Below are 25,223 nucleotides of genomic sequence, written 5' to 3'. Positions count from 1 at the left end.
ATGAAAGTCGCGCATCTAATCATGGCCTATAAAAATCCAGCTCAACTGGAAAGGATGATCAAATCAATGCATCATCCCGACTTTTATTTTTTTATTCATCTTGATAAAAAAATAGATATCGCACCATTCATTTATCTGCAAAATTTAGAGCATGTGAAATTTATTGAGAATCGGGTTTTGTGTAATTGGGGTGGTTTTTCTTTTGTTAATGCAATTTTATCTTCCATTGAAGAACTACTGGTTACCCAACAGCAATTCGATTTTTATAATCTTATGAGTTCTCAGGATTATCCAATTAAACCGGTATCTCATATTCATAATTTCTATCAAAATCATGTTGGTAAAAGTTTTGTATCTTATGATGAAGAAAGCGATAAAACCTGGTGGGCTCATGCCGTTACTAGGTTCCAAATGTATCACTTTACAGATCTTAATTTCAAGGGAAGATATTTTATTCAGGCGTTGATGAATAAGTATTTACCTAAAAGAAAATTCCCTCTTCCTTTAAAATTGTACGGCAGTTCTATTTCCAGCTGGTGGAGTATTTCGAATGAGGCAGCGCATTATTTAGTAAATTACATGAAGAAAAGCGCTAAGCTCAAAAAGTTCATGAGATTTACTTGGGGTTCTGATGAATTTATCATCGCTACAGTTTTAATGAATTCTGATCTTCAAAAAACCATAATAAACAATAACTTACGCTTTATTACTTGGGAGGATGGTTCTGCCAATCCACGAATTTTAACCATCAACGATATGGAATCGATTAAAAAATCAGATAAGCTGTTTGCCAGAAAGTTTGATATTTTGGTTGACGATAAAGTGCTGGATTCAATTGATCTGGAGAATCAGAAATTAGATTAACTTTTCAGCGATTTCATCAGTAATATATCGTAATTGTACTTAATTTGACGATAAACATCTCTCATTACTCTGATTAAAAAGTTTGGATTTTCTTTCCAACTGCTCCTCTGCATGGTGCTGGGTTCATTTTCTGAGTTTTTCTGAAGGAAAAGATTTGCATAATCATTATAGAACAAGCCTTTACCTCTGTTTTGGATAAAAGAAATACACATTTTATATTCTGTTACATCGCCTTTAATGCCCTCAGGGTATCTTCCAAACTTGGTGAAAAATGACGATCTTCTTAAATGAGGGTGATCTGTATAATAATAAATCTTAGTATAGTTTGAAGCAAATTTATTGATGTACATCTCAGAAAAATCACTGCTAAACGGTTTAAGATATGGGTATGGATAATATGCATAGAATTTAACAATATCTAACGCATCATCATGTTCCATAAAATTTAAGGCCAACTTAAACTTCTCAGGAAATTCTGCACTGGGTTCAAAATCCTCCTGCACATATAAGGTATAAGGCTTATCAACAGCGTCCTGTCCTTTATTGATGTTGTTTCCCAAACCTTTGTTTTTTGGGGTTGTAACGAGCTTAAAATTGTAATCTCTGCTCAGCTTGTTCAATTTATCTAAATGCTCCACTTTACTTCCATCATCGGAAACAACGATTTGACCAAAGGAACAGTTTAAGTTCTTATACGATTTTAAAAGATGTTCTAAAGATTCACTACGGTTATAGTGGGTAATTAAAAGAGATACTTGAGGGAAGCTATGCATTAATGATAAAAATAATTTTAGAAAATTTATTGATTATTCATTTTTACTCGTCTTTGTATCATGCGGTTCATGCGGTTTTAAAAGCGATAATAAATTTCTAAATTCTAATGAAATTCTTGATGTGATGGCTTGCGTAAATGTACCATCTCTCTGTAGCGTGCGTGGGGCAGTCCAGGCTCTTGCAGCATTTGATCTTACTTGCTTTACTTTGCCGTATTGCATCAAATCAAAACAAAATCTGCCATCGTCTCCACGGGTATTGTGCATAATGTAACCCACCTTTAAACCATATTCTTTAACATAGCCCATGCTAATTCCAAATGCATTTAAATACGGCCTATTAATGTGCCTTAACTCTGCTGCAACATCTTTAAGACGTTCTAACATAAACAATTTCCATCTCGGAAAACCAGCCTCTGGGATAAAAGAATATCTACCATACACACAAACAACACCTGGTTCTGTTAGTACCGCCATCATTTTATCTAACCAACAAGTCGGATAAACACAATCGGCATCAGCCAGCATAATGTATTTACCCTTGGCATGCTCCATGCCCATTTGACGGGCAGGACCACAGCCTTGTATAACTTGAAAAAAAGTGGTTATTTTTAGTTTATCTAGCGTTTTTTGAGTGTTGTCTTGCGAATTATTATTAACTACAATAATCTCTAAAGGTATTTTAGTTTCCAAATTGGCTATACTGGCCAAATTTCTCAAAATGTTTATTTCTTCATTCCAAGCAGCAATCAAAATGGTTACTAATGGTGTTCCCTGCTGGAGTTTTTCGAGTTTCGAATTGATTTCTTCAAAAACTTGTTCAGGAACTTCGTCCACGTTTTTGTAAGGAAAATGATATTGGGCAATCCAATCGGGCTTATTGAATAAATACATTGAAGAGGGATGATTGTAAATTTTATTGTAAAAATATGAATCTTTTACTTTTCCTTATCAAAATATCGAATTATTTTAAAACTATTAACACAGAAATGGTTAAATTCTTTAGCTATTTTAAAATTTAGATTTAATTTAGCTGCTTAAAGCTGTTATGGGAATTAGAAAGTACATTTTGCAAGATTGGCATGCCAATTTAGTTAACCCTACAAAAGGAAAATATATTGTAGTGCTATTTAGAATTGCCCAACTTATTGTAAGGCACAAAGCAACAAAAATTATTTTCTTTTGGTATTTACTTTTCTACCGAATTACCATCGAATGGTTTATGTGTGTAGAACTTTCATGGAAAACTTCCATTGGCCCAAACTTCCAATTGTGGCACGGTACAGGGCTCGTTATCCATCCGAATACAATTATAGGATCCAATTGCAGCGTTCGCCAGTGCACAACCATCGGGGTAAAACAAGATGCGGAGGGTGCATATTCAGGTCAGGCCCCTGTTCTAGGTGATTTTGTTGATGTAGGTTGCAATAGTGTAATTATTGGCAACATCCGTATAGAAGATCATGTTTCTATTGGCGCGGGCTCCGTGGTGGTGAAATCTATAGCCAGAAATTCCGTTGCGGTTGGAAATCCTGCAAGAATAATCCGCTCAAGTGAAAACTTAAATTAAGGCGAGTTCGGCCTAAAAAATATCTTTTAATAATGAAGGACCCTGAAATAAATTTAGGGTTGATGACCGGCATTGAGCCTCTTCCAAAGGTCGTTCGTCATGCTGAATTTATTTCAGCATCTTAATGGATATTCCCTTGTTTTGCTTTTTTCTTCCTTATTGCGCAAACTGAACTGATCTGAAATTAGAATTTAAGCACCTTAACCGCTTTTTTAACGATTTTATTATAAAGTTTTTTGAGGAATCTCACCAAGTCACTTTTAGGCTTTACGTCTGACCATTTTGTTTGCTTCAGGTATTGAAAGAAAAGATCCTTATAATGCTCATTTGCCTCGTAGCCTTTATAAATAGGCTTCATCCCAGTAAAATGGATGAGGTAAGGGTTTTCAATTTCATTTTGAGCGTAACAATTCCATAAACGATCCAATTCGAACCACTTTTCATTAAAAGTAACATTGAGGCTGTACTGGTCTGCAAAATTTACGTAACGAATGTTTTCTTCAGCACATTCAAACACTTTTTTTGGGATATTCAAATTGCGCCATTCTTGAGGCTTTAAGATAAAAAGCCCTGAATTAAAATATTTACTTTGCGGATCAAGACCAAGTTCTTGATAATTTTTTATGCCACCCCATGGAGAACTTACCACCTCCGATCGATCGCTAACGGCAGCGATTGAAAACTCACCAATATCGGTATTCCACAATTTAGATATATCTTCCAAAACAATCATGTCAACATCTAAATAAATTGCTTTTGTGGCCTCAGGGTCAATAAAATACGGAATACAAATTCTAGCGTAGGTATTGGCCGGAAAAGTCGTGTTGTCTAAAGGAAGTTTTAAATCTTTAGGAATCGCCTCCTCCATTGTTTTCCAAATGATATTTAGTCGATTTGTTGTTAGGCTTTCAATTAGTTTTTGCTGGTTTGCTTTCGAAATTCCATCATTAACAATGTATAGATTGATGGGCTCATTGGTTATATGATTGGTTTCAATTGATTTTAATAAAGCCGCCATTAAGACAACAAACTGATTATCACAAACGGTTACTAAGGTTATTGGTTCCTCATTTCTCATGCAAAGTAATATTAAATCGTTCCTTGTTTTCTAAAATTTTTAAATGTGCTCGAAATCAGAGACTTCAATTCTTTGTAGCCCAAAAAGTAGATATCAATAATAGAAAATTTATGATAGTCTTTTTGGATAACATAATTGGAGATAATGATGGCTGCTAGAATTGGGAAAACAGCGCCTACAACTACACCGTAGATATTCCCGAAGATGTAAATCCCAATGATATCGGAAAGGAAGTTTACGGCCAGCATAACAATTATTTTAACAAAATTAACCTGAGGCTTATGGATGGCATCTAGGGTAACGGCCATAAATCGGTCGAGTGGATAGAATAAGGAAAACGCAATGCAGATTCTAAAAATATTAACAGCTTCCATTCCCGCAACTGTACCTTTATATTGCCCTCCACCAATTAAACTCATGGCAATGCCGGCAAATAAATAAGCTATTATTGAGATGGGTATGAGTGCAATTGTAATCATACCAATATATTTCTTCATGATATAAATTACCTGCGCTCTATCACCAATATTGAAAGCCTTTGAAAGTGAGGGCATAGCCGTTGCAACAAAGCTTCTAAGCGGAATTTCCACAACTTCCATTAGCCTTCTTCCTAAATTATAAATGGCCAAAGATGAAGGACTTAACATGAAGTTTATCACAAACGTATCGGTTACGCCAAATAAATTACTACTTATTGATGTACCTACAGTGTACTTTCCGAAATCGAACAGCTCTTTTATGCAAGCTTTACTTTTTGCAAAAAAGAACTTAATGCCTGACCAGCCCATGAAAATAGTGAGCAAGCTTGTAATTAAAGATGATGCTAGATTAGCCATCATCAAGTTTTGCAAATTATTCAGTTTGAAAAAGATTAAACCAACTAGGAAGATGATAAGGAGCAATACTTGAGTCACTCTGATGTAAAGCAACCTATCAAAACGGAGTTCGCCTTGCGTAATGCACATGGCGATAATCATTGGTAACGAAAAAAGTAGGTTTAAAGCGAAGTATTTCAAAAAATAACTCAAACTTTCATCTTTAACATAGCTTAAAAAGAAAAGAATTGGAATATTTACGAGGATAAATATTAAGGTTATGGTTGATGCAATAAACCAAGTAGAGCCAATCACTTCTTTTCCTCGTTCTTCTGTAGTTCCAGAATAAAACTTTATAAATGCCGTGGTGAGAAAACCTTGTCTAAAGGTATCTAGAAATGAAAGCATGGTTTGGAAAAAAAACCAGATGCCCATATCAGCAACACTTAATGATCTGTAAAGTATTGCTGTAAATACAAAGATTAGTACAGACATACCGCCAGTTCCTAAAAGAGATAGAAAATGGACGTTTTTTAATTTTGGGATGATGTTCATCAATTTACTCGATTATCTTTATTATCTTTTTTCAATTAGGGATGTTTACAAGATATTTAATAATCAATTTTGCTTTTATTAAAAGAGCATATCATATTTATCATAATAAAGTTTAAATTTATAACAAATAAATCAAACCCCGAAGTGAATAGAAGAAATGCCGTTAAAAATGTGCTTGCGCTAAGTTTTTTATCTGTTGCTGGTTTTTCTGGATATAAATATTACAGTCGTTTTAAGGAAGCCAACATAAAAGAAATTTACAGCTATAAAAATCTGATTGCCGAGTTGGCAGAAACCATAATTCCTAAAACGGATACGCCAGGAGCCAAACAGGCTAACGTTCAAGACTTTATAATCAATATCATTACCAATTGTTCTTCTGTACCAGAGCAGAATACTTTCTTAGATGGTTTGGATGATGTACAAGACTATTGCAAATCAAATTATCAAACGGATTTCGTTAAATGTACAGCAGAACAGAAAATAGAGGTAATGCGCCATTTTGAAGAAAAAAGCCTATACAAAATCGGCATCTTGAATAAAATTAATAAAAAACTATTGGGGCAGCCATTTTTTGTAAGGCTAAAAGCTTTAACCGTAATTGGTTATTGTAATTCTTTCTATGGCGCTACAGAAGGCTTAGCTTACGACTATATTCCTGGTGCCTATCAGGCTTGTATCGCAATTCAACCTAATCAAAAATCTTGGGCAACAAAATAAACGATGAATATTAATACAGGTTCGAATTTGGAAAATACATTTGATGCCATTGTAATTGGTTCTGGAATAAGTGGTGGATGGGCAGCAAAAGAACTGACACAAAAGGGATTGAAAACTTTGGTGCTTGAGAGAGGGCGAGACGTAAAACACGTTTCAGATTATCCGACGGCTAATTTGAAGCCATGGGAATTTAAAAATGGCCTATTCAATACCCAAAAAGATATTATGGAAAGCCCCATCCAAAGCGGTGGTTTCGATCCAGGCGATCGACATTTTTATGTGAATGATACCGAACACCCTTATATTCAGGAAAAACCCTTCAACTGGATACGGGGCTATCAAGTAGGGGGGCGCTCATTGATTTGGGGAAGGCAATGTTACCGCCTAAGTGATTTGGATTTTGAAGCCAATGCAAAAGATGGCAATGGTGTAGATTGGCCTATTCGATATCAGGATATTGCACCCTGGTATGATTATGTAGAAAAATATATTGGTGTAAGTGGGCAGGTGGAAAACCTTTCTCAGCTTCCCGATGGACATTTCTTACCTCCCATGGATTTAAATTGTGTTGAAAAACACTTGGCATCATCTCTCAAAAATAAAAATGGAGATAGATTGCTTACTATTGCAAGGGTGGCCAATTTAACTAAAGGCTGGGACAATAGAGGGCCATGTCAATATCGAAATCTCTGCTCAAGGGGATGTCCGTTTGGGGGATATTTTAGCAGCAATAGCTCAACTTTGCCAGTAGCTTTTGCCACAGGCAATTTAACACTCAGAGATTTTTCTATCGTTACCGAAATTATTTATGACGACACAACGAAGAAAGCCACAGGCGTACGAGTAATTGACAAAATAACTAAAAAAGAGTATGAGTACTTTGCTAAAATTATCTTCTTAAATGCCTCTACCATTGGTACAGCCTCTATCTTGTTAAATTCCAAATCCAAACGTTTTCCTGATGGATTGGGAAATGACAGCCAACAAGTAGGTAGAAACTTAATGGATCATCATTCCTCAGCAGGAGCTGGAGGTATGTATGAGGGTTTCAAAGACCAATATTACAAGGGTAGAAGGCCCGCAGGATTTTTAATACCGAGGTATAGAAATTTAAAACATGAAAAAACAGATTTAGGTTTTTTACGCGGTTATAATTTACAAGGCCACGGAGAAAGACAAGAATGGCCCGATCGCTTTCAAAACACAGACGGTTTTGGGGTAGATTTTAAAAGCAAATTAACAACACCAGGCCCTTGGACAGTTTGGATGGCTGGTTGGGGAGAGTGTTTGCCCTACCAGGAAAATAGAATTACATTAAATAATGAAAAGAAGGATGCTTGGGGGCAACCATTGGTTAATATCGATTTTTCATTTAAGGATAATGAAGAGAAGATGATGGAGGATATTCAGACTACATCTGCCGAAATGTTAGAAAAAGCTGGTTTCAAAGATATTGGTACCTTCAACTATAAAAAGCCCGGTGGCTCTACCGTTCATGAAATGGGCACTGCAAGGATGGGCCGAGATGCTAAGACCTCTGTTCTTAATGCCCATAATCAATTACATGATGTGAAAAACGTATTTATTACGGATGGAAGCTTCATGACTTCCTCAGCATGCCAAAATCCTTCATTAACTTACATGGCAATGACGGCCAGAGCTTGCGAATTCGCCTACCAGCAGTTAAAAGCAGGTTTGCTTTAATCATATTTAGCCATAAAAAAAGGGAATGACTGTTAAGATCATTCCCTTTTTTTATGATGTCTTTTCGAATTATAATTTGCCGATTCCTGGAATTAAAGATTTGAACGCCGTTAAATCTTCAACAGCGTCTTGTGCGGTTGCCTTATAAACATTATCTGAGTTCCTCGTAATGACCGTAGCCTTACTTGACATTTGATTTAGAATTAAGCCATCAACATTATTGAAAACCAAGTTGTTGTAAACCTCAATTGTGCTATAAGTGTCGTAAACATCCAATAAACGTCCTTCAAAGTATTTTGGAAGACCAGTATTTAATTTACCTACAGTATTATTGTAAATTTTAGAAGTACCTGGTTTAAAAGTAGTAATGGCCTTGAGGTATGGCGGTACCTGAACTTCAAACGCGCCATAACGGGTTGAATTCCAAACTACATTGTTATAAATCTCTACGCCGGCATCTTTCGTAATGCTACACACCCATGCCCGAACCATATTGCCTTGGTGGTTGGTACATTTATTATCAAATATTTTACCATTTCCAATTAAATGAAATATACCATTATGGTTTCCATTTGTAGAATTTACATTATTAATCGTGTTGTTAGAAAATTCATAGTCTTCAGCTAAACCTAAGAAAACACCATCAGATAAATTTGGCGAATTTGTGATTGAGCAACCGCTCATTTTGAAATTTTTGATTAGGCCAGAAAAACCATCATTGGTATGAGTACCCTGTGAGGCAAAGAAAGTAGATATATTATCAGCTTTAATGTTAATCAATTGGATATTATTGGAGAAGCTGGCTGGCGTTCCGTCATATTTTTTATTTATTGAAAAAACCATACAAACGTCGCCGATATTGGAAAGCGTCATATCTTTAAGCGTCAAGTCGTTAGCTTCATTATAAAAGTTAAATGCCCTATAGGCACTATTTTCAATAGAAATACCGCTGATGGTTACACCATTCATTGTGGTCAAACTAACATTACCCCCTACAATTTTTACCGCATTGGCTCCGTTAACGGTGCAATCTTTTAAATTATCGAATTGAAAGTATGAATATGTTCCGGGTTTAACGATAAAGTTTTTACCAACCTGGTTTTTCAGTACTAATGGTCCTGTACCTGTTCCAACTTCAACAGTTACTATGGAAGGCTGTGGTACAACTACCACAGGTGGAGTTGGTACTTCTACAGTTGTTGAGCTAATTTCTTCGATAACATCCTTTTTTTTACATGCCGTAAACCAGAGCAATAGAAAATATAAAGGGATCATTTTGTTTGTCATTCTGAGTAATTTTAATGTTACGTTTTAGCTCATTAAACGAGATAGGAATTATTATATTGCTCTAATATAGTGTATTTTAAAAAAAATAAAACTTTTTTTGAATTTAGGTGTTGATAATAATCAATTTTTAAAAAAATGACTAAAGAAATGCATTTTTTTGACTGATAAAAAAGACATGCTTAGGATTTCAGCTTTTTCTTATTGTAATTGAAACGCATTTCAATGTGCTGGTAAGTAAAAGACGCAACCAAATAAACCACCAAGAAGTTAAGCAGAAATAAATAAGAATAGGCAGTATTTGGTAGTTTAAGCAATCGGATAAAAAATACATTGAAAACACTAATGAACAGGGTGTGAATCATGTATATCGAATAAGAGTATTTACCGAGGTTTTTTAACAACGTCGGCTTGTTCAGAATTTGAGAAATGAATCCCTTTTCGAATGCAAAAATTAGAATAGCTACGAAAAATATAATTTCGAAAATATAGCCAAATGATTTTAACGTTTCTCCATTTACAACAGCTACCAATACGAGTGATAAGATAAAGATTTCTAAGATTGTGAATACAGATTTCCTAATTTGGCTTAATTCTGAATAAATTAGATTAAAGGTATAAAAGCATACTGTGCCGATGAAAAAGCCTGTCAATCCCCTTAAAAATCCATAGTCAAAGGTGTAATTCAACTTTGTTGCTCCAGTTATTGTGAAGATTATGAGCAGAGAAAGTAACGCAATAATCAAATATACAAAGGGCTTTATTTTAGTGTATTTCTTGCTCAATAACAGACAAGTAATCCCAAAAACGAGGTAACTTATTACTTCTGCGCTAATGGACCAACTCACCATATTCCAACTTAAATTATTGATGCCAGGCATTTTGATTGAATTTAAAAGCAACAGGGAAGAAAAAAAAGTAGCTGGAGTATTTTCAAGCGAATTGTTAATTTGGATGTGATTTTGCATTCCAATTTTAATGCCTTCAACAATCAAAAAGATGAGCAACAGAATTATGTGAAGGGGATAGAGCCTGTAAAGTCTCTTTTTAACAAATAATTTCAAGTCACTTAAAGTTTCAATAGACTGGTAAGAATAGCATACCACGAAACCACTTAATACAAAGAAAAAATCTACAAAAACATCAGCGTTGTAAATAAAACTATTGTTAAGAATTGGGGTGTCAGAAAAGGCACTCATGTGATAAAACACAACCAAACTCGCAAAAATGCCTCTAAAAATATCGAGAACCGTAAATCTATGTTTCATCAAATAGTCTGTGTAGGGATTTAGCTAAATTATTTATCTAAATTTCTAAATAGATATAATAAGTAGTTTTGCAATTATAGTGATTTAACTGAAATTTTTGGTATCATAAGATAGATGCTTAAATCTTTTTTGGAAAATTTTTTGATAACGAAGTAATTTTTAGAAAACCTACGGAGTAAAATAGTCTGCGCAGCATCCTTTCGATTATAATACCATTTTGGTTCGTCTATTTTATCGCCAATATCTGTTAAAAAATGGGTGTTAAAAACAATCCAAACCCGCGGATTGGCGGCAAATTTTTCGAAGTCTGGTTTCAGATTTTCTAAGTATCCATCAAAATCTCCCGATTTATTTCTAAAATCGTGCCCTTCTATAGCCTTAAACTTAAAGGAATACATTTCTTTGTAGAGTTTGTAACCAGGTAAGTTGTTCCAATACACATATACTGCATCACCTTTCTCATAATGATTGTTTATGTAAAATAAGGCCTCCCTTTGATAAGACTTTTTGTGTATATAGAACAGATCTGGGTTAATGGTGAATGCAAAAGATTGACTTACAGGGCCAACTAAAATTAAGCAAAAGAGGGCTGTAATTAAGGTTTTGGCCTGGTATCGATTGGTAAATGCTTCAAAGCCCTTGGCTAAAATAATGATGAATAGGGGTGATATGAATACCCAGAAGCGTTCAGTTAGGGGGTAAAGTTCAAGGCCCGACGCTAAAAACATTAATAAAATGGCAATACTTAGGATAATGATGTCATATTTATTCTTTTTAAAAAAAACGAAGAAGCCCAATATCAAAAACGCAATGGGTAAAAAAGGCATTTTTAGGATTACATTAACAATTTGATGCTTAGATAGACTATTGAAATTCCACAGTAGGCCTAATGGATAATCAATCATTCTGTAAAAGTTCATCAGAAACCATTTTAAATCTGATATAGAATTGGGTGGAAATGGCATAAAATTATCATAAGCTCTAAACCAATATGCAATCCACTCAGATTCGGCGTGTTTATGTGTAAAAAGAAGGTAGTTTAAGCCAAAACTTAAAATCCAAATAAATGAAGGAATGAGATTAAGGAGGAACAGATTCCAATTTTTCTGTAGAAGATATTTTATAGATAGGCCAATGCCGATACCAGCGAGAATAAAAATAGAAGAATAAGAAAACCAAATGATGCAAGCCCCATAAAGTCCCCATAAGAAAATCGATTTTTTTTGTGTTCGCTCTCTAAATTTAATCATCAACCAAAGGCAAAGTACCGTTCCCAACAGTTCGGTAGAATATTGCTTAATCTCTACAGAATGATAGATGAGCGCTGGCGACAAGCTTAAAATGGCAAGGGCAAGAAGGGAAGCGCGATTGTTTAAATAAAATTTGCTTACTGGAATAAAAAACAATAGAGATAGGAGGCCGGAAAGCAATGGTATAGTTCTTAATGCCATCTCATTGTTGCCAAATAGAGAAGTGCAAAGCTTTACTAAAATTAAAAATCCGATGGGTGCTTTTTGCTGATAATATAAAGGTTGCGTAATTAAATCATGTAAGTTTAACTTAACGATACTCGTAGATAGATACACCTCATCCATCCATAAAGATCGATTATCGAAAAAATGAAAAAATCGAATACCAATGCCCAAAAGTAAAATCGCAAACAATAGCGTATTTTGTTTCTTGGTATTGAAGGAGAAATCGTTAATGTTCAATATATTCATTTATAGGGTGATAAAGATTCGCAATATCGGATTTTTTAATAATTTTACGTTCATAAATGATGACCGAAAATAGTATAGATTGGCGAAAAATTAAACTTGTTATTTTTGACGTTGATGGAACGCTTTACGATCAATCCAAATTAAGGTGGCGCATGTTATTTGCGCTTTTGGGTTATTATTTTTTTAGACCTTGGAGATATAAAGATTTTTTAATTTTACATCATTTTAGGGCAGAAAGAGAAAAGAAAGCGGGCTTTTTTGGAGATAACCTTAATCAATTGCAGTATGAGTGGTGCAAAGAGCAGGTTAATCTTCCTTTAAGTAGAATAAAAAAGGTAGTGGATAAGTGGATATTCGATTATCCAAATCAATATCTGGCCAGTTGTAAATACCCTGATTTGGATTTTTTTTTTCAATCTTTGAGAAATCAACACATCAGGATTGCAGTATATTCTGACTATGATGCAGAACTGAAATTGAAGGCAATGAACTTAAATGTTGATTTGAGTGTTGCCTCAACCGATCAATCTGTAAACGCAATGAAGCCTTTGCCAAATGGATTGATAAAAATTTTAACTAAATTTAGCATTGAAGATAAAAATTCTTGTCTTTTTATCGGAGACAGGGTGGAACTGGATGGGGAGTGTGCGAAGCGTGCAGGAGTTCCATATTTAATTATAACTAAACAACAAGCCAAAATAAACCTTTACAAATCACTCTCAAATAACCTGCTTAACGAAAGTTAGGCCATCCCTATTATGACAGATCAATTTACATTGCCAGACGATTCCTTTTCGTCTGACGAATCAGATGCGACAGAAATGCGCCCAGCATCGGTAAAAGAGTACGTAGCAATTGCTCGTCCAGATAATTGGATTAAAAATCTTTTTATGTTTCCGGGAATGCTGTTTGCCTTGTCTATTTTTCACACGCCATTTTCATTAGAGTTAGTAGTAAAAATTGTTATTGGGTTAGCCAGTATATGCCTAATTGCCTCTGCTAACTATGTAATTAACGAATATTTAGATGCTGGGTTTGACAAATACCATCCTTTAAAGAATACGCGTTCATCCGTAATTACGATCATCAACCCGAAAATACTATATAGCGAATATTTAGTATTAGCCGTTATCGGCATTTTGTTAGCATATTTCGTTTCCTCTAAATTCCTTTTTACGGCCTCCTTCTTATTGATCATGGGGATTATTTATAATGTAAAACCTTTTAGAAGCAAGGATCGTGTTTTTTTAGATGTTTTAAGTGAGTCAGTTAACAATCCCATTCGGTTTGCTGCAGGCTGGTTTATATTTAGCCCTGCCTTGGGCATCCCCAATAGCAAATGGGATTTGAATTGGATTAATACCTTTCCACCGGTGAGCATCATTATAGCCTATTGGATGGGCGGGGCATTTTTGATGGCTACTAAGCGCTTTGCAGAGTTTAGACTAATTGATAATCCACATGTTGCGGGATTGTATCGTAAATCTTTCAAAATTTATACAGAAAATAGCCTCTTGGTATCTATGTTCTTTTATGCAATAACCTGTGCCTTTTTTATGGGGATATTTTTGGTAAAAGATAGAATAGAGCTCTTGGTTAGTTTCCCATTCTTTGCGTTGTTATTTTCTTGGTATTTGCGCATTGGATTGCTTAATGACTCGCCCGTACAGGGTTCTGAGAAATTGTACACCAGAAAGTGGTTTATGTTGTATTTAGTGCTTTTTACCATGTTGTTATGTGGATTGATGTTTATCGACATACCTTGGCTACATTGGTTTTTGAAAAATGCAAACAATTATTAAGGAACAAGGAATTGAAATGTAGATGAAAAGAGCACATTATGACTTAGTTGTAGTAGGTACAGGTTTTGCATCGAGTTTTTTCTTAAAAAAGTATCTGTCAAAGGCCAAACCTGATCAAAAAATTCTTGTTTTAGAACGCGGGCATTTCTATCCGCATGAGGAGCGATTAAAGGCTAAAAGGAAAGAGCCTACCGATTATCAAAAATACGAGGAACCTTGGGAAAAGGCCATAAACAACCACAGCACCTATAAAAAATGGCCTTTTACAACGGGCTTAGGTGGATGCTCTAACTGTTGGTGGGGCTGTACACCTCGGTTTATGCCCAACGATTTCAAAATGAAAACCCTTTACGGCATTGGGGAAGATTGGCCTATTGATTATGATGATTTAGATGCTTACTATTACGAAGCAGAAGATTTAATGCACGTTTCTGGACCCGAAGGCACTCCATTTCCAAGAGTCGGCAAATACCCGCTGCCTGCCCATGAATTTAGTGTAGTGGATAAAATACTCCATAGAAAATACGGCAATCAGTACATCAGTCAACCCACAGCCAGAGCAAGCAGAAGCACTGTTGGAAGAAACAGATGCATGACCTCTAGCACTTGTGATACGTGCCCCGTTAACGCAAAATTTACGATTGAAAATTCTAATCTGGGTGTTTATGAAGATGAGCGTGTAGAGTTGGTTTATGGTGCGCAAGTTTACAGTTTGGAATTCGTAGGAGACATGGTGAAAAAGGTGTACTTCAAACAAGAAGGAAAAGAGCAAAGCATTGGAGGAGAGGTTATTGTGCTAGGTGCCAATCCGTTTTTTAACACTAATATTTTACAAAATGCAGGAGATCAAAATCCATTTGTGGGTAAAGGGGTTGGAGAGCAATTGGGGGTACAGGTACTAATCTATTTAGATAACATGAGTAACGCTGGAGGAAGCACATGGGTAAATGCAAATGGCTATATGCTTTATGATGGTGATCACAGAAAAGATTTTGCAGCCTGTTTGATGGAAGTTAGTAATGCACCATATTACATTCGGCTAGAAAGGGGTAAGTATTTAAATATTGCGAGCTTCCGTTTGTTGTTTGAAGATATACCACTTGATGATAATTATGTGAAACACACAGCAAATAAATTTGTGCCAGACGTGTTTCATACAAAAAGATCAGACTATACATTCAAAGCGTTAGATAATATGAAGCAGAAACTTCCAGATATTTTATCTTGTTTGCCGGTAGAAAAACTAAAGTTTCTAGATCCTTTTCCAAACGAAGGGCATATCATTGGCGGAACAAGAATGAGCGCAGACCCTAAGTTGGGTGTTGTTGATAAATACATGATTCATCATCAGTATAGAAATTTATTTGTTTTAGGGGCTGGAGCATTTACAACCTATAGTGCTTCTAACCCTACGCTAACGCTTTCTGCAATGTCGCTATTTGCTGCCGATAAAGTATTTTAACATGGATAGAAGGAAGTTTTTAATTTTAACTGGTGTTGCCATTGGGGGAGTGGCAATCCCATCGTCGGTTTTTTTTGTTTCTAATTCTGTTAAAAAATATGCGGTATTGTTTATAGAAAGAGAGTTAGATTATTTGATCTTGGAGCCAGGGAGTGTTGTAAAATATGTTGACGAGTATTTTACACAGACGAATAATTTACTAGAGCGCGTAAAATGGAAGGCCATGTACTATTTGCATGTGGGTTGGCAAAAATCAGATCAAATTTTAGAATTGATTAAATATTATTTACTCTCGAGCGATTTTTTTATAAATAAAATGGATGAAAGTAAGATGGTCAAATATTTGGGTTTGTATAGTCCTTATAAAAGTCCCGTACCCAATCCTTTCGCTTATACTTTGCATCCGCCATCAGAAATTAAGAACGGTTAGTTTTAAGCTTATCTAATATTTTGGTTCTGAACGATTTCATAAAAATGATTGGCATCGCCCTAAAGGTATAAGCAATATCCAATTTGAATGATCTTCTTAATAACTTAATGGCATGGGCAAATTCAAATTCGCGAAGGAGATTATGTTTTGCAAGCTCTACCAAGCTCAACATATACCGTTTTTGAAAAATTCGCAGTTCATTTTTTCGAAGAACGTCTTTGAATTTTTCTATTTTAATTTCTAGGTCAGCAATGTAGAGAAATTCAAGTATTTCGCTTCTCTTGCGTCCGTCGTACACGTTTATTTCATCTAATCTTTTTAACCAAAGCCTATCCAATGTATAAGCAACCCTGGCTTCTTTTGATAAAATGGTTTCGAGATATAGGCACCAATCATCTCCAATATGTATCCTTTCATCCCATCCCGATATTATCGATGATTTTCTCATAATTACCGAAGAAGAAGGGGCTGGGCAGGTATCTATATAAAGTGCTCTGAGTTCATCGCTTTCCAAGTTTATCCAATCATTTTTAACCCTGTTGTTGTAAGGAATTAGCGCATCATCATTCATTAAAAAATCAATAACCTTTCCATCAATCGTTTGCTGATCCCAGTTGGTGAAAACAAAGTCAAGATTTTCGCTTTCGAGTTTTTCTACAGAGCGTGTTAAAAAATCAGGGTACCAGATGTCATCAGAATCGAGCGTTGCAATAATCGATCCTTTAGCGTATTTAAAACCGACATTCCTTGCAGATGCCTGTCCGCCATTTTCTTTATAATGATATTCAATGCTTGGGTACTTTTTTAAAATTTCTACTGTATTATCAGTAGAGCCATCATCTATCACTAAAATTTGAACGAATTGATAAGTTTGGTTAAGAACACTTTCTATGGCATCAGGTAACTTATCGGCTCTGTTGTATGTGGCAATAATAACGGTAACTAAATTGGATGGCTTAATCATTAGGGAAGATGAAAGTGTGGATGCTCTTTAGTATTTATAAAATTATTGGGGTTTCTATCTTGTATTGTTGATGTCAATTATCAAAGGGGCACTTTTTTACTGATGATTGTAAAAAAATAACGTAAATCTTGTAGTATAGTAATTATTTTCTGGTGGAATAAAAGAAGATGTATGCAAAAAATGAGCCAACCATAAGGCTTAGTTACAGCCTGCGCTAAAAGCAACGAAATTGGTGCGAAAACTAAATAAAAATCGTTCATTATTAACTCATATGGCGCAGAAACTGGACAAATAATAATACAAATTTTGTACTTGAATGCTAATCTTCTGATAAAAACTAGGGTAAAATAAGACAGGATGGCTAAAAAAATCCAAATATTAAAAATATAGTATATGATTGCACTCAGTCCTGCAATTTCAAATATTAAAATAAATCTTTCCCATGTCTTAAAACGTTTTGGTTCAATAGATACTGCAAAGGTTTTGGTATTGGATAATATGTCGTTTTCCCGATCGAAATATTGATGCCATAAAATCCCACGTAATCCATAAAATAATGACCAAGTTCCAATTGCAAAAATCCAGATCATATTGAGTTCAGTTTTGCACCAAAAAAACAGGTTTGTTGTCATCAGCAATGATGGGAAAAAGTGGGCGCCCATTGCATCGCACATCGGTCCGAAAAAACCTCTCTTTTTTAACCTAATAGGTGGAACAGAATATAGGGTAAACACGACGTAAGCAAGAATATAGAATGTTAGCGAGATCAGATCTGGATAAATAAAATAGCCAAAAACCGCTCCCATCACAAGGCAGGTTGCTAAAATTACACCACGCCAAATCGGTTTAAGATTTGCCATTCTGTTTTTCTTGCAGGCTATTGCATCTTCCTTAATATCAGTTACATCGTTTACTACGCTTACGTAAATGGCTCCTGTTACAATTGCTCCCAATAAAAAAAGAATACGTAGGCCAACTGTTTCTAAAGAATAATTATTAAGCATTGATGTGGCATAACCCACAAATAGTAAGGGTACCAGTTTGTATTCCCACCATTCTCCATACCGCGTAAACTTCAGTAGTTTCATGCCTTTGGTTTAATTAAAAGGGCCTTTTTGTAACTTACGAGCGCTTCGATACAAAAGGCGGTGATGATTTCCTCCGATCCCCAACCTACCGTTTTGGAAGGCCCGGCATAAAAAAAGATGTGCCTTTTCCAACATCCTGTTTCCGATTGTATGTTTAGCAGCTGATTCACAGCAATTTCCAATTGAAAATCTGTATGCCTCAGATTAATTAAGGTTAATATTGCGAGCGCATTTTCAAATGCGCAGGTGCCGAACATACCATTTGCATCTATTTGCTTATAGATCCGATCAACAATCATTTCTTTAACTGGCTCTAATTGTTGAACGTTAGGATAATTTCTAGATACAAAATAATAAATTGAAAAAGGATTTTTGTACCATTTGTCGCTATGAGCTTCTTTATTCTCGGTAAGTATTCCTATCAAATAATTGATAATTGGTTTAGTTTTTTCATTTAAACCGAGATAGAATAATGTGTTTGCGTTGACTACGGCGTCAATATCATTTCGCCCAACCTCATACTTAAGCCAAAATGCTGAAGAGTGTATGGGCCGTTTAAGTTCTCTTCCAGTTATCTTCCAGAAATTTAAATCCTTGTTAAATGTTGGCCTTAAAACGATCCAGGTATAAAATAATCCTTTCCTGTTTCTACTGCCATAAAATATCTTGGAGTTTTCTGGAAAATCGATTTCCAAGGCCCTTAAAAAATAAGAAGCAATTGCAGTATCATCTAAATCTGCAGGCATATATTTAAATAGAGGATTCCACTTAGTGAAGTAATTCCAAACGCCACCACCCATCATTTGATATTGTAAAAAACCGGTGGTTAAGCTCAACATTTTACTCACCTTGGGCAACTCCTTAATGCCTAAAAGGCAACAGGCAATAATTGATGTTGGGAATACCGTACTATCAGGAACACACCATTCCAGCATTTCGTCATCAGGTGCGTAATAGCAACAAAATTCACCATTTGGAAATTGATGCTCGTAGAGATAATCTACACCTTTATCAATCGCATTGTCAATTTTACCCAGCAAATCTTCACCTTTCCTTTCCATTGATTTATTTTTTAATCAGTTGCTTTTATGGCTTCGTTAATTAAATCGGCAAATATTTTCTCTGGTTTCTTGGGGATTGTTTTACGGATATATTCTGCCGATTTTTTCCCCATCAATTCCCAGCCATCTCGTTTTTGCCAGGCTCTTTCCATCGCTTCTTCAAAATCCTTTTCATTGCATTCACCAATAAATCCAGTTTCACCTTCCTCTAGTACTTCAGCATTTCCTCCAGCATTGGTAACAATTGAAACTCTACCTAAAGACATCGCTTCGATTATTGTAAGGGGCAAACCTTCACTTCTAGAGGGTAAAATTAAAGCGTGATGATGTTTCCATATTTCATTTAGATCGCCATTAAATCCTCCAAAAGAAATGTTCTGAACATTTAAGAGTTTTGCCATTTCCATAATGCCCTCTTGATCTGGTCCCTTTCCTATAAATGAAACAGAAATATTTCTAGCTCTCCACTTTGGCTGATCTAATATCCTCAATAACACATCCTGTCCTTTATCAATTACAAATAAACGACCAATGCAGGCGAGTTTAAATCCATTTGACACCTCTGGATAGGGTTGGGGATGTACTTCTACCTTAACGGGATTGATTACTACGCTGCTATTTGGAAGTCTAATTCCGAATTGCTCCTCTGTTAACTTGAGATTATGTTTTGAAACGAAAAGACATTTCGCAGCTTTTAAAAGCGTTTCACGCATGAAATCTCGATCTCTTTGATCCGGCCAATAAAAATCAACCGCTTTATGGCAAACGATGATATAAGGTATTTTTAATTTCAGGCACTCATAAGCGAATGCTAAGCCATCGAAATTTATCCCTTGAGAAATGACCGCAAAATCTGGTCTGTTTTTTCTTAAAAATTTAGCCAATTGGCTTGCAACTCGATTTGGCTGATAGGGAGTGATTTTCAATTTCGCGCCAAACTGGTAAATCAAATCTGTGAGTTTTAAATAAACAGTTCTGGCCAAGCTGTTTTGAGGCCATAATTCTTTCAAATGAATATTGGTGTCCGTTAATTTTATAAACTCAGGGTGTTGCTTGTTGATTTCGTTTTTATAAATCGTAATGTCAGAAAGGCCATGCTTTAAAAGCTCCGGAACACTTTTAGCCCAAAGTTCTTCGCTTCCGCCCCAATCATCAAGACAACAGGTAATTATTGCTAATTTCTTTTTGTGTGCAACCATAATTAAGTTGATGAATTAGGTGTTTTAAAAAGTTTGGCATAATCACCTTCCATATTTAATAATTCGGTATCGGTTCCATGTTGCAATATTTTGCCGCCAGAAAGTACATAAATGTAATCAGCATGTTTTATGGCTGAGTGCCTGTGGCTTATGATAACGGCACTTCTATTATCGATTCTTTTTCGGAACGAATCATAAAGCTCTTTTTCTGCAACCGCATCCAAGGCACTTGTTGCTTCATCAAAAATTAATATTCGAGCCGAACTAAATAATGCTCTAGCAATTGCTAATTTTTGCCATTGTCCGATACTCACTTCATGACCGTCTTCGAACAAACGGCCCATCATTGTTTTATACTGATTCGGGAATTGCGTTATAAAATTGTGCGCACCAGATTTTTTAGCAGCATCGATAACATCCTCTTCTGCAAAAGGTTTGGATATGTTACCAAAGCGAATATTATCTTCTACGCTAACATTGTACTTTGAAAAGTCCTGGAATACAGGGCTGATCTGATTTCGGTAGTCCGATTCATCAAGTTCATTAATATTCACTTCTCCGAGTGTTATCTCACCCAAATTTGGCTTGTATAACTTGCATAAAAGTTTAATCAAGGTCGATTTTCCGGCGCCGTTTAGTCCAACGATGGCAATAATTTTGCCTGATGGAATTTTTAAATTGATATTGGTTAATGTTGCCTTGGCGGCATGCGGGTAAGTAAACGATACATTTTTAAATTCTAAATCAAGATCGATGTTTTTAGAAATGGATTTAAAATTAGTGGCTTCGGATTCTTCAGCCTTCAAATTAAACAATTCGAATATGCTGTTGATGAAAATATTGTTATGATATAGAATTGAGATGCCTGAAGAAATATTTTGAATGAGCGTGAACGACTGAGGGAAGATAACCAAGAACAGTACAATATCACCTACGCTCGTTGTTCCTCTTACGGTGCCAACGGCAATGTAGCCAATGCAAGCGAAGAAACCCATACTCGCCATTGATGTAGTTACCGTTTCACTCAACGTTCTTTTATAAGATAGTTTGAGATTTTGCTGGAAAACCTCGACCCGAATTTTTTTATACAGATTGTTGAGGTAATTGCCTAAACCAAAAGCCCTTATTTCTTTGGCAGATACATCAGATGTAAGCAAATTACTTAAATAGGCAGATTTTCTTTCTAAAGGGGTGTGTTTAATTCTCCATATATTTTGCTTGTTGGAAAAAAAGATCCGAACAAAGAGCGTAGGCAGCACAAAAGCCACTAAGAGGGGTAAAAGTAGCCAGTTAATGGTGAAGATGAGTGAGCCAACTGCGGCTAGGTTTAAAATATTCTTAGCAATTTCCAGCATGGTTGTAATCACCAAGTTTGGCCGATCGGAACCTGCTTCTTTCGCTCTACTTAAAACATCGTAATAATCTGGACTTTCAAAATAAGAAAGATCTAATGATATGGCTGTTAGATGTATCTTTTCATCGATGTAATGCGCAACTTTTGTTGCCTGCACCTCTGTAATATAAGCTGATATTGCCTTGGCAATGGCATAGCCCACAGCTAGTAAAGCGGCAATTAATACATATTTTATAACATCACTTTCAGAATTTTTATCTGCGAGGTTGACATGAGATATTTTATCAACGAGAATTTTGAGGGCATAAATAGATCCTAAAAATAAAATTGTTTCGGTAAAAATCATCATCACCGAAAGAAAAAGCCAACCTTTTGAAGCTTTTAAAACTAAAAGAAATGTTTTTTTTAGATTAAGATTGGTTGTTAGCTTTTTAACTTTTTCAGTAAAAATGTTAATCATTTAGAATTCGCGATACAATATAATACAATAGGGGGATCTTGTTAACAAAAATGCAACCCTATAAAGGTAAATATTTTAGTCTTAAAAAAAATCAAAAAGTAAGAATGTAAGTAAACTTTAGCGGTATGATGGCCTGTTTGGCTCAATTATACACCTAGATTGTCTTTCAGTACAATTTTCCTATTATATCTATTGTATTTTCTTCATCATCATATTCCTTTTATGAAATTGTAACATAGATTCCTTACTTTTACGGTAAATGATCCCCGTTTCCATTATTACAGTTAATTTCAATCAACATCAGGTGAACATCGATTTCCTAAAATCGATTAAATTATCCAATCCTAATTATCCCATTGAGCTTATTTTTGTTGATAACGGGAGTGCGATAGAGCATGAAGCCGAATACAAAAGTATATATCCAGAATTGGTTTACATCCGGTCGGATCGGAATTTAGGCTTTGCTGGTGGCAATAATTTAGGCATTCAAGCTGCTACAGGAAAATATCTTTTATTGCTTAACAACGATACAGAAATTACACCAAATTTGGTTGAAGTTTTAGTGAGCGAGATGGAGGCCAATCCGTCAATTGGTTTAATTTCCCCTTTGATTTTATATTTCGATCAGCCCAAAACAATTCAATATGCGGGTTTTACAGAAATGAACTACCTCACTTGCAGAAATGAAGGGATTGGCAATATGCAAATTGATAGTGGTCAATACGATAAAGACAGCAGAGAAACCGGCTATTGCCATGGTGCTGCCATGATGTGTAGAAAGGCTGACTTGGAAACTGTAGGCTTAATGGCTGAAGAGTTTTTTCTATACTATGAGGAGTTGGATTGGTGCGAAAAATTTAAAAAGCAGGGTAAAAAAATCTGGTTTACAGGTAAAACCAAAATTTATCATAAAGAATCTATAAGCGTAGGTAAGGAAAGTAAGATTAAGACTTATTTTATGACTCGCAATAGGATGCTTTTTATAAGAAGAAATACAGGCTTCCTAAACACCACATTATTCAGCATTTACTTTGTTTTATTGGTTTGCAGCAGGGATGCACTCGCTTACCTATCCAAAGGAAGAAAAGATTTAATTAAGTGGATGTATCAAGGGGTTTTCTGGAATGTAATGCATTCAAAAAACAGTAAAAATTTAGGATTTAAAATTTAGTATCAAATGATAGTTGCGCTCTGGATTGCACTCTTTTTAGTTATTTACACGTTTGTGGGCTATGGCTTTTTACTTTACCTCCTAATTTTAATTAAGCGGATATTTAAAAAGCCGATACAATTTAAATATAGTGAAAGCCTGCCAACGGTAACCTTGCTAATTGCAGCTTATAATGAAGAGGGGATCATTGTCGAAAAAATTCACAATACTTTAGCGCTAGATTACCCAAAAAATAAACTTCAAATCGTTTTTATAACGGACGGATCTAATGATCGCACTCCAGAACTCATCAAACCCTTTTCTGAGGTTTTACTCCTACATAGTTCTGAACGCACTGGTAAAATGGCTGCAATTAAACGTGCAATTCCGTACGCGAATGGAGAAATTATGATTTTTACGGATGCCAACACCTTTTTAAACAAATTGGCCATAAAAGAACTGGTTAAACACTACCAGAATGAAAAGGTTGGGGCAGTAGCTGGTGAAAAACGAATTTTAGTTGATGAAAAGGCGGATGCCAGCTCTGCGGGTGAAGGTTTTTACTGGAAGTATGAATCGAAACTTAAAAAATGGGACTACGAACTGTATTCGAACGTAGGTGCTGCAGGAGAATTGTTTAGCATTAGAACGGCACTTTACCAGCCTGTTGAAAGTGACACCATCATCGACGATCATATGATTGCCATGCGAATTGCAGAGAATGGATACATTATTGCTTACGAACCTGAAGCCTACGCTATGGAAACGGCCTCGGCTGATACAAAAGAGGAGCTAAAACGAAAAATTAGGATAGCTGCTGGTGGTATTCAATCTATTTTCAGATTAAAGAAAGCTGCAAATCCTTTTCACTACCCTTTGCTAACCTTTCAATACATCTCCCACCGAGTTTTGCGGTGGACAATAACCCCGTTTTTACTTATTTTGGTTTTTGTACTCAATATCCTAATCGTTGCAGAAACTAACTTACTGTTTTACAAGCTATTATTGCTTGCGCAAAGTGCATTTTACCTACTCAGCTTGCTGGGGCTTTTCTTCGAGCGTAGGAACATTAAAATAAAGGCTTTTTTTATTCCATATTATTTCTGCGTGATGAATTATGCAGTAGTTGCCGGTATTTTTAGATACCTTAAAAAAAATCAAAGTGCGGCTTGGGAAAAATCAAAAAGGAAATAGATTTCCTAATATCTCCAATAATTAACATGCACAGTCGAATTGCTGAGCATTGCTAATGAAGCGATATAGTTTTCTTCCAGAATAAAACTCTGAATTTGATATTGAGCATTATTTCTTAAAACGGAATTTGACAAGCAGTCTATTGACGAAAGATCATCAACTAAGCCTTCTCCAGTTGCTTTCAACAAAGCTTCTTTTCTTGTCCAAAGTTGGTAGAAGGTTAAAATCTTATTTTCAGATTGATTTATTGTACTGATTTCAATATCGTTGAAGCAATTTTCAAAAAGGGGGCTGAAATCAAAGTTTTCATTCATCAATTCAATATCCACACCAACTTCAGATGCATTAATTACAAACAGCAATAGGTTGCCGCTATGGGAGCTATTAAACTCAATTCCATCTACAGCAGGTTTTTTATTCTTTTTCGATTTAAAACAAATCTCCGATGGAATGCCTCCATTTGTGAATTGGCTCAAAATCTTCCGTGCAAAATATCTGCTGGTAATGTAGGTAATTTTTGAATGGTGATGCGAATACCTTTCACTTTTTGCTATTTCTTCGTCGTTTAAAACCGCTTTATAGTTTGATATTTTGTTAAAATAAGCTTCAATGGAAACACAGAAAACGTGTGTTTCTTTAATGTTCAAATCTTCTTCTTCTCTAAAATCTTTCCAATTAATGGGGTCAATTGAAGCTTGTTCCATCAA

23 protein-coding genes are annotated in these 25,223 nt (G+C 35.4%); 10 read left to right on the top strand and 13 right to left on the bottom strand.

Annotated elements, in window-relative coordinates; genetic code table 11:
* Positions 1–864 carry a beta-1,6-N-acetylglucosaminyltransferase gene (locus DHW03_RS05205; protein ID WP_109924650.1) on the top strand — a complete coding sequence of 288 codons (864 nt, stop codon included), beginning with the start codon at positions 1–3 and terminating at the stop codon, positions 862–864.
* Here the strand turns inward: DHW03_RS05205 and DHW03_RS05200 are convergent.
* Both DHW03_RS05200 and DHW03_RS05195 read right to left on the bottom strand, forming a co-directional pair.
* Positions 861–1,637 (bottom strand): glycosyltransferase, encoded by a 777-nt coding sequence (locus DHW03_RS05200; RefSeq protein ID WP_109924649.1) that lies wholly within the window; start codon positions 1,635–1,637, stop codon positions 861–863. The genes DHW03_RS05205 and DHW03_RS05200 overlap by 4 nt on opposite strands.
* 33 nt (positions 1,638–1,670) lie before the next feature.
* Positions 1,671–2,531, bottom strand: a complete 861-nt coding sequence (locus tag DHW03_RS05195; RefSeq protein ID WP_109924648.1) for a glycosyltransferase family 2 protein — start codon at positions 2,529–2,531, stop codon at positions 1,671–1,673.
* 154 nt (positions 2,532–2,685) lie between these two features.
* On the opposite strand from DHW03_RS05195, the gene DHW03_RS05190 reads away from it, so the two are divergent.
* The gene (locus tag DHW03_RS05190; RefSeq protein ID WP_109924647.1) at positions 2,686–3,207 is read left to right on the top strand and encodes a serine acetyltransferase; all 522 of its coding nucleotides are present in this window, start codon (positions 2,686–2,688) and stop codon (positions 3,205–3,207) included.
* Positions 3,208–3,391: 184 nt separating this feature from the next.
* Here the strand turns inward: DHW03_RS05190 and DHW03_RS05185 are convergent, their stop codons facing one another.
* On the bottom strand, positions 3,392–4,285 hold the full coding sequence (locus DHW03_RS05185) for a glycosyltransferase family 8 protein (RefSeq protein ID WP_109924646.1): 894 nt from the start codon (positions 4,283–4,285) through the stop codon (positions 3,392–3,394).
* Positions 4,286–4,296: 11 nt separating this feature from the next.
* A complete protein-coding gene (locus DHW03_RS05180; RefSeq protein ID WP_109924645.1) occupies positions 4,297–5,655 on the bottom strand; it encodes an oligosaccharide flippase family protein in 1,359 nt (452 codons plus the stop codon).
* Between the two features lie 144 nt (positions 5,656–5,799).
* Here DHW03_RS05180 and DHW03_RS05175 point away from each other — a divergent pair, with 144 nt between their 5' ends.
* Together DHW03_RS05175 and DHW03_RS05170 are read left to right on the top strand one after the other, a co-directional pair.
* Positions 5,800–6,375: a gluconate 2-dehydrogenase subunit 3 family protein gene (locus DHW03_RS05175; protein WP_165825361.1), complete on the top strand. Its 576-nt coding sequence runs from the start codon at positions 5,800–5,802 to the stop codon at positions 6,373–6,375.
* A 3-nt stretch (positions 6,376–6,378) separates the two neighbouring features.
* The gene (locus DHW03_RS05170; RefSeq protein WP_109924643.1) at positions 6,379–8,079 is read left to right on the top strand and encodes a GMC oxidoreductase; all 1,701 of its coding nucleotides are present in this window, start codon (positions 6,379–6,381) and stop codon (positions 8,077–8,079) included.
* A gap of 69 nt (positions 8,080–8,148) precedes the next feature.
* Here the strand turns inward: DHW03_RS05170 and DHW03_RS05165 are convergent, their stop codons facing one another.
* The 3 genes from DHW03_RS05165 to DHW03_RS05155 all read right to left on the bottom strand — a co-directional run bounded on the left by DHW03_RS05165 (position 8,149) and on the right by DHW03_RS05155 (position 12,352).
* Positions 8,149–9,366 (bottom strand): hypothetical protein, encoded by a 1,218-nt coding sequence (locus DHW03_RS05165; RefSeq protein ID WP_109924642.1) that lies wholly within the window; start codon positions 9,364–9,366, stop codon positions 8,149–8,151.
* Between the two features lie 179 nt (positions 9,367–9,545).
* Positions 9,546–10,631: an acyltransferase family protein gene (locus DHW03_RS05160; RefSeq protein WP_109924641.1), complete on the bottom strand. Its 1,086-nt coding sequence runs from the start codon at positions 10,629–10,631 to the stop codon at positions 9,546–9,548.
* Between the two features lie 74 nt (positions 10,632–10,705).
* Positions 10,706–12,352, bottom strand: a complete 1,647-nt coding sequence (locus DHW03_RS05155; RefSeq protein WP_109924640.1) for a glycosyltransferase family 39 protein — start codon at positions 12,350–12,352, stop codon at positions 10,706–10,708.
* 56 nt (positions 12,353–12,408) lie between these two features.
* On the opposite strand from DHW03_RS05155, the gene DHW03_RS05150 reads away from it, so the two are divergent.
* Genes DHW03_RS05150 through DHW03_RS05135 form a run of 4 tightly spaced genes read left to right on the top strand, consistent with a single transcriptional unit; the run spans position 12,409 to position 16,046 of the window.
* A complete protein-coding gene (locus DHW03_RS05150) occupies positions 12,409–13,098 on the top strand; it encodes an HAD family hydrolase (protein ID WP_109924639.1) in 690 nt (229 codons plus the stop codon).
* Between the two features lie 12 nt (positions 13,099–13,110).
* Positions 13,111–14,154, top strand: coding sequence for a UbiA prenyltransferase family protein (locus tag DHW03_RS05145; RefSeq protein WP_240618469.1), 1,044 nt, complete (start codon positions 13,111–13,113; stop codon positions 14,152–14,154).
* Between the two features lie 22 nt (positions 14,155–14,176).
* A complete protein-coding gene (locus tag DHW03_RS05140; RefSeq protein ID WP_109924638.1) occupies positions 14,177–15,616 on the top strand; it encodes a GMC oxidoreductase in 1,440 nt (479 codons plus the stop codon).
* A 1-nt stretch (position 15,617) separates the two neighbouring features.
* The gene (locus tag DHW03_RS05135) at positions 15,618–16,046 is read left to right on the top strand and encodes a hypothetical protein (RefSeq protein ID WP_109924637.1); all 429 of its coding nucleotides are present in this window, start codon (positions 15,618–15,620) and stop codon (positions 16,044–16,046) included.
* On the opposite strand, the gene DHW03_RS05130 is transcribed toward DHW03_RS05135, so the two are convergent.
* The 5 genes from DHW03_RS05130 to DHW03_RS05110 all read right to left on the bottom strand — a co-directional run bounded on the left by DHW03_RS05130 (position 16,033) and on the right by DHW03_RS05110 (position 22,172).
* Positions 16,033–17,010, bottom strand: coding sequence for a glycosyltransferase family 2 protein (locus DHW03_RS05130; RefSeq protein ID WP_109924636.1), 978 nt, complete (start codon positions 17,008–17,010; stop codon positions 16,033–16,035). The two genes, DHW03_RS05135 and DHW03_RS05130, sit on opposite strands and share 14 nt — an antisense overlap.
* Before the next feature lie 80 nt (positions 17,011–17,090).
* Positions 17,091–18,098: a UbiA family prenyltransferase gene (locus tag DHW03_RS05125; protein ID WP_109924635.1), complete on the bottom strand. Its 1,008-nt coding sequence runs from the start codon at positions 18,096–18,098 to the stop codon at positions 17,091–17,093.
* The gene (locus tag DHW03_RS05120) at positions 18,095–19,159 is read right to left on the bottom strand and encodes a hypothetical protein (protein WP_109924634.1); all 1,065 of its coding nucleotides are present in this window, start codon (positions 19,157–19,159) and stop codon (positions 18,095–18,097) included. Before DHW03_RS05120 ends, DHW03_RS05125 begins: the two co-directional genes overlap by 4 nt.
* Positions 19,160–19,170: 11 nt before the next feature.
* Positions 19,171–20,358, bottom strand: coding sequence for a glycosyltransferase family 4 protein (locus DHW03_RS05115; RefSeq protein ID WP_109924633.1), 1,188 nt, complete (start codon positions 20,356–20,358; stop codon positions 19,171–19,173).
* A gap of 2 nt (positions 20,359–20,360) precedes the next feature.
* Positions 20,361–22,172, bottom strand: a complete 1,812-nt coding sequence (locus DHW03_RS05110; protein ID WP_109924632.1) for an ABC transporter ATP-binding protein — start codon at positions 22,170–22,172, stop codon at positions 20,361–20,363.
* Positions 22,173–22,431: 259 nt separating this feature from the next.
* On the opposite strand from DHW03_RS05110, the gene DHW03_RS05105 reads away from it, so the two are divergent.
* Together DHW03_RS05105 and DHW03_RS05100 are read left to right on the top strand one after the other, a co-directional pair.
* A complete protein-coding gene (locus DHW03_RS05105; RefSeq protein ID WP_109924631.1) occupies positions 22,432–23,343 on the top strand; it encodes a glycosyltransferase family 2 protein in 912 nt (303 codons plus the stop codon).
* A 6-nt stretch (positions 23,344–23,349) separates the two neighbouring features.
* Positions 23,350–24,516 carry a glycosyltransferase family 2 protein gene (locus DHW03_RS05100; RefSeq protein WP_109924630.1) on the top strand — a complete coding sequence of 389 codons (1,167 nt, stop codon included), beginning with the start codon at positions 23,350–23,352 and terminating at the stop codon, positions 24,514–24,516.
* A 5-nt stretch (positions 24,517–24,521) separates the two neighbouring features.
* Here the strand turns inward: DHW03_RS05100 and DHW03_RS05095 are convergent, their stop codons facing one another.
* Complete coding sequence (locus DHW03_RS05095) at positions 24,522–25,220, bottom strand: 4'-phosphopantetheinyl transferase family protein (RefSeq protein WP_109924629.1); 699 nt, start codon at positions 25,218–25,220, stop codon at positions 24,522–24,524.
* Positions 25,221–25,223: the final 3 nt, after the last annotated feature.

Source organism: Pedobacter yonginensis (assembly GCF_003173595.1).
GTDB classification, from domain to species: domain Bacteria; phylum Bacteroidota; class Bacteroidia; order Sphingobacteriales; family Sphingobacteriaceae; genus Pedobacter; species Pedobacter yonginense.
Note: the sequence above shows the minus strand (reverse complement) of the source record. Positions and strands in the feature narration are given on the sequence as shown.